Below are 2,201 nucleotides of genomic sequence, written 5' to 3' on the forward strand. Positions count from 1 at the left end.
CGTGGCCATGCCACCCCGGCCCAGCTCCCGCTCGATGCGGTAGCGGTCGGCGAGGGCGGTGGTAAGGGCAGTGTTGACGGTCATTTCGCGTGACTCAGCTGGCGACGGCGCTCAAGCCGCGGCTCGGCAAAAGGTCGCCCCGCGACGTGAGCCAGGGAATGAAGTCCGTGGCGCAGCCACAGTGTGCCGAGCCGCGATTTCAATCGCGGGTACGTCGCCATGCCGCCTTGGCCCAGCTCCCGCTCGATGCGGTAGCGGTCGGCGAGGGCGGTCGATAGTCGATGGTCGATGGTCAATGGTCGGTCGTGCTCTGCATCGTTGGTCGATGATCCCGCGAACACCCGGTCGCTTCAGCGATCATCTCCATCATGGGGACCCGAGCCGGGCGCGCTCAGCCACGACGGAGTCCCGTTGCGCCCGGAGGGGAGGATCCGGATCGGTACGCAAGGTGAGATAGTGATCGTAGGCGCGGCGGGCTCCTACCGTATCACCCACCAGGGCGGCGAGCCGGCCTTCCTGCCGGAGGAAGGCGGGCAGGGACCAGAGATACTCCGGATAGTAGGAGTTCTCCCTCCGCCGGATGGCCGCGAGCGCCCCGGGGATATCACCCTCCGCCTCGCGCAACCGGGCAATGGTCCAGTTGGCCAAGGCAACCGGGGCGGTGGGCCCGACAGCCGCTCCGGTAAACCAGCGCGGGCCCTGGCGCATCAACATCTCCAGCGCCTCGAGATGCTTCCCCCCTCCATGGCCGAACGGCGGTCCCTCGAGGATTGTCTCCAGCAGAAGAGGGCAGACCCGGAATTCGAGCGACGGCCAGGCCGCGGCATCATCGGGTGGTGGCGTGCTGGCCGCAAAGGCGCGCAAACGCTGGATCGCCTGACGGGTGGAACTGGTGTCACCGGTGTGGACTCGATACAGCTCGACGAAACAATCACGGACGGGAGGCCAGCGAGCCGGGTCGTACCGGCGCATCAGCTCCCGCACCTGTTGATCATACCCCGGTTCAATCAATGCCTGCCGAATCAGATTGGCCGCGATCCAAGAGTTGCCGAACCGGTCTTCATCGAATCGCCACTCCCCGAACGAGATCAGCCGGCCTTCAGCGGCGGTAACCGCAAACTCGCCCAACTGGGCAGCGGCGCGTTCCAGCTCGGTGGCGCCCACCTGTCGAAGGGTCCGGTTGGCCCAGTGGGCATCGGCCAGGGGAAGTCCCGTCGTAACGGCATGGAGGGGCATCTTGACGAGCTTGGTGACAAAATTGATGTGCGACTCGCTGCCCTGCCCGCGCCATCGCCACGCACCGGCGCTGTCGCGCAGCGTCACCGCGGCCGCCCACAGCATCGTTCCGTCGGCGAACCCAGCGGTCACGGGCCCTTCCATCAGCCCGGCAAACCTCCGGATGGCCGCCTCATCCTCCATCCACATGGCCACGAAGAGCCGTGTCGCCACGGCAGGGGTGAAACTCGAGTCCAGCCCGATCGCGCGGTCGAGCGCCTCCGCGGCCCGCCGCGGCCAGTCAGGGACACTGCTTACGGCGCCATATTGCGTGAGCGCATTCCCCAGAGCGAACCAATGCTCCGGGCTGTCCGGGGCATCCGATGCGGCGACCTCCGCCTGGGCGATGATCTCGGCGTAGCTGGAGGGGGCTGGATAGTTGGGCCCTACCCAGGGCAACGCACGAAGCAACGCCGCATCCCGCGCGGTCAATCGGTCGCGGAGCCGCCAGATCGTCGGGGTCAGCAAGAAGCCATCGATCCGCAACACGGTACCGATGTGCTGATTGGCGGACAGCAATCCAAAGGCGGCCTGGGCGAAACTCGAATCACGAGCGAAGGCGCGGGCGTACAAATCCATGGCCGTGAAGTAATCGCCGCGGCGGTACGCCTTGCGACCAGCGAGGTAGTCCTGCAGGGCCTCGAGCGAGGTCGCCGCCAATCCATCGAGTCGCTCACGCTCCTCGCCGGCGTCCTGGCTCAGAAGCCGGGCGGTGAGGCGATTCACCAGCACCGCGACGCTGTCGGCGGAACCTTCGACCACACCATCGGCCACCACCGCTCCGTCAGCCACCCTCAAGAGCGAGCCGCGGAGGGTGAACTCGGTCGGGGTGGCGATGGCACTGCCGAGGAGCACGCGGCCCGCGCCGAGCTGGGCCGCCAGGCGGCGTGAATCCTCGTCCGACAGATCTTCCTGATCGCTACCGC

General features: G+C 67.2%; 1 protein-coding gene. It reads right to left on the reverse strand.

Annotated elements, in window-relative coordinates; all coding sequences use genetic code 11:
- Nucleotides 1-366: 366 nt before the first annotated feature.
- A partial coding sequence (locus tag VFW45_04490; GenBank protein ID HEU5180025.1) for a hypothetical protein occupies nucleotides 367-2,201 on the reverse strand: 1,835 nt, incomplete at its 5' end.

The sequence above is a fragment of the Candidatus Polarisedimenticolia bacterium genome, assembly GCA_035764505.1.
In the GTDB taxonomy this organism is placed as follows: Bacteria; Acidobacteriota; Polarisedimenticolia; order Gp22-AA2; family AA152; genus AA152.